Below are 3,525 nucleotides of genomic sequence, written 5' to 3'. Positions count from 1 at the left end.
GCAGGTCGCCGTGCTCGGCCGAGGCGGCATCGGTCCAGCGCCCGGCGGCCCCGGGGCCGGAGTCCGGCCCGCTCAGCCGGACGAACATCGACCGGCCGGGCGTGTTGCGCACGTCGCCAACCACCCAGTAGCGACCCTGGCGCCGCCCCTTCGACAGGTAATGGCGGCAGACCGTCTCGGCGTCCCGGGCGAGACGCCGCGCCAGCTCGGAAGCGTCGCGCGGCATCACGCGACCCTCCCTGACGGGCTGAGGTTATGTTGCGCAAAAGCTGCCGATCCCCTGCAATACGGCCGTCCAGCGCGGGGCCGCAACATAACCAGCGCCGCAACATAATCGGTCCACTTGCCGGCGGCGCCCTTGCCGCTGTCGGACCCGTGCAGCCGGACATAGAGGCTGCGGCCCGGGCTGTTCGCGACGTCGCCGACCACCCAGTAGCGGCCCTGGCGGCGGCCGTTCGAGAGGTAATGGCGGCACACGGCCTCGGCGTCGCGCGCGAGTCGCCTGGCGAGATCGGCGGCGGGTCCGGGCATCGTTCACCTCCCAAAAAGTGGCCCGCCGGTGAGGCGGGCCGGAGGTCTCCTCTGGTTGGGGTTATTCGGCGGAGATACCCGCCGACGGTTCGGATTCTTCCTCGTCCTCGCCGGATTGGTCCATGGCCGGTTCGCCGCCGGCTGCCGCCGATTGCGCTTCGCCGGTGTCGGCCTCGACTGCGGCACGAACGACGACGTCCTGACCCGGCGTCCGCAGCGGCTCCGGAACCCAGCCCGTGCCCGCGAGCAGCGCCTCCGCGGCGCTCGCCATCTCGGGCTTCTTGAGATGGTCGATGCGATCCGCCGCCCCTCTGCCCTTCGCTTCTCGCACGGCCGCGAGGATGCGGCCCTTGGTGACACGGCCGAGATAGGTGTCGACGGTCGGGCGCCACCCGACCGCCGCCATGTCGAGGCCGACCGTCTCGGCGAGGCGATCAGCGTGGGCGAGCGCCTTTGGCCGCCGATTGTAGGTCTCGTGCACGGCGTTCACGGTGAGCGAGACGCAGTGCGCGAACAGCGCCCACCGGCTGTCGTGGTCGAAGCCGAAGAGCCCGTCCCACAGCGCGCCCGAGTCCTTCGGGAGCTGGGTGGCCCACGCCGCGTGGCGAGCGTCGATCGCCTGCGCAGAGACGGTGTCGGCGAGACCGGGGGCTTGGCTGCCGAACATCGCGCTCTTCGGCTCGATCTCCAGGCAGGAGTCGAGGCCGTAGCGGTAGAAGAGCTTCAGGCACAGGACATGGAGGGCCGCCAGGAAGGCGGTATCCGGGTCGCTGCCGAGCGCATCCCGTAACGCCACGGTGCGATGCGCGGACAACTCGGTGAGCAGCCGGTCGGGGAGCGGCCGCACGCCCTCCTCCTCCTCCGGCTCGGGCACCGGGTCGCTGGTGACGGCCGGGTCGGCGGCGGAGGCGGCCGCTTCGACCTTGCTTGCACCCATCATATCGGGTTCGGGCCGGTCGGAGGACACGACCGGCGGCTCGTCCTCGGGGCGGACGAACCCGCGCTCGATCCGCAAGCCGCCGGATCCGTCGATGCTGACGAAGGCTCCGACCCGGGCGATGTCGGCCGGGTCGTAGGCCATAGGGCGGTCGTCGAAGGCCGCGAGCGCGGTCTCGATCTCGGCGAGCCGCTGGTCGACGTCCTCGGGGACACCGTTCGCGTCGGCATGAGCCTGCTCGAGCCTGTCGTACTCGGCCCGCAGCGCGTCGCAGGCGCTCGCCTCCTCCTCGATGAGCGACCGCTGCTGGCCGCTCAGCCGGCGAAGCCCGTAGGTGTGGCCATACGGGAAGTCCGTCGCGACCTCGACCCACGCCCAGCCCTCGGCGCGAACGGCATCCGCCTCGCGATCCAGCTTCTCGGTCGCGAGCCGGTCGAGCAGCGCCGGGTCCTGCAGCCAGCCGCCCTCGTCGGACTGGAACAGGTCGCGCAGGATGGTGCCGCCGGCCGCCTCGTACGCCTCGAAGCCGACGAATTGCGCCCGCTTGTCGGACGCCCGCACCGCCCCCTCGGTGAGCAGGCGCCGGATTTGATACGGCTCCTTCGAGAAGGACCGCTGCACCGCCTCCCAGACCTGCTCCTGGCGATCGTGATCGGGATTGATCGTGAACGCCATCAGCTGCTCGAGCGTCATGCCGTCCTCGGCATAAACGTCGAGCAGCACCGGCGACACCGCGGCGAGGCGAAGCCGCTGGCGCACGACGCCGACCGAGATGAAGAAGGCGGCCGCGATCTCCTCCTCGGAGCGCCCCTGCTCCCGCAGCGTCAGGAACGCCCGGAACTGGTCGAGCGGATGAAGAGGAGCGCGCTGGACGTTCTCCGCGAGACTGTCCTCCTCGGGCGTGCCGTCGATCCGGATGACGCACGGGACGGGCGCGGTGCGGGCGAGCCGCTTCTGCTTCACCAGGAGCTCGAGGGCGCGGTAGCGCCGGCCGCCGGCCGGGATCTCGAAGATCCCCGTCTCCGCGCCGGTCTCGTCGAGGATCGGCCGGACCGAGAGGCTCTGCAGCAGGGTCCGGCGGGCGATATCCTCGGCGAGCTCCTCGATGGAGACGCCGGCCTTGATCCGCCGGACATTGGACTGGCTGAGCACCAGCTTGTTGAACGGAATGTCGCGCGACACGCTGAGCGTGAGCTTGGGACCAGGCTTCGCCATGATGCTTCTCCACGACGGCCGGCCGAAAACCTCTCTCTCCGACCTCCAACCGTCACGGATCGGCTCGCCGACCTTTCACTCTCGCGGCGACGCGGCATCCGCGGGAGCCGCGATGTTGAACACCTCCGCCCCGGCCACCCGGTAGACTTCCGCGAGCACGGCGAGCCGAGACGCACTTCGGATCGATTTGGCGCCAGCGGACCACGCAGATCGCTGTTTGGTCCGGGAAAGCAGCAACGATAACCGCTCGTCACGTCGCCGAGCCCGACCCGAGTGCCGCGACGAAACGGCTCCGGCCCGGCCTCGCAACAACCGGAACGATCTCACTTCGGGGTGATGCCCGCGGCGGCCGCGGCACCGCGACAGAACTCGATGTCCTTGTGCAGGAACTCGGTGAAGCCCGCCGACGTCATCAGGTCCGGCGACACCTCCTCGATGCCGAGCTTGCCGAACTGATCGCGCACCGCGTTCGAGGCGAGCGCGACGGTGAGCAACTTCCAATGACCGAACGGTTCTGCGACTTACTCCGCTCGATGCGACCGAATCCGGCGTCACAAATCGAGGCCATATTTGTGCTGCGGCCGCACGAGCGATCCTTGCTGCACAACCTCGGAGGGTGACATTGCGCGAGAACGCCATGTTGCAGCAGCCCCAGAGCAGCCCCCGCTGAAGACGGCGGATCAGGGGCGTCGGAATTCGGTGTGCCGCTCGCAGCCCCCTGTCTACAGGGCTCCCAACTCGGTCTCACATCGGCGAGGCGGCGAGCTCGTCGAACAGCCAGTCGCGGAACCGGCGGATCTTCGGCAGCTTCAGCTTCGACTTCAGGTACAGCAGCCGGTGGC

General features: G+C 69.7%; 3 protein-coding genes and 1 pseudogene. All 4 read right to left on the bottom strand.

Going from position 1 to position 3,525, the window contains the following annotated elements; all coding sequences use genetic code 11:
* Nucleotides 1-226 (bottom strand): annotated as a pseudogene (locus A33M_RS13115) (DNA primase); the annotation flags it as partial.
* A complete protein-coding gene (locus A33M_RS25380) occupies nucleotides 226-531 on the bottom strand; it encodes a hypothetical protein (protein WP_008387852.1) in 306 nt (101 codons plus the stop codon). The pseudogene A33M_RS13115 and the gene A33M_RS25380, both read right to left, overlap by 1 nt.
* A 61-nt stretch (nucleotides 532-592) precedes the next feature.
* Nucleotides 593-2,683 (bottom strand): ParB/RepB/Spo0J family partition protein, encoded by a 2,091-nt coding sequence (locus tag A33M_RS13110; RefSeq protein WP_008387851.1) that lies wholly within the window; start codon nucleotides 2,681-2,683, stop codon nucleotides 593-595.
* 323 nt (nucleotides 2,684-3,006) lie between these two features.
* Nucleotides 3,007-3,177, bottom strand: a complete 171-nt coding sequence (locus A33M_RS23965) for a putative exported protein (protein WP_008387850.1) — start codon at nucleotides 3,175-3,177, stop codon at nucleotides 3,007-3,009.
* Nucleotides 3,178-3,525: the final 348 nt, after the last annotated feature.

The sequence above is a fragment of the Rhodovulum sp. PH10 genome (genome assembly GCF_000293785.1).
Taxonomy (GTDB): Bacteria; Pseudomonadota; Alphaproteobacteria; order Rhizobiales; family Xanthobacteraceae; genus Rhodoplanes.
The sequence above is the reverse complement of the archived record's forward strand: the minus strand, read 5'-3'. Positions and strand labels throughout refer to the sequence as shown.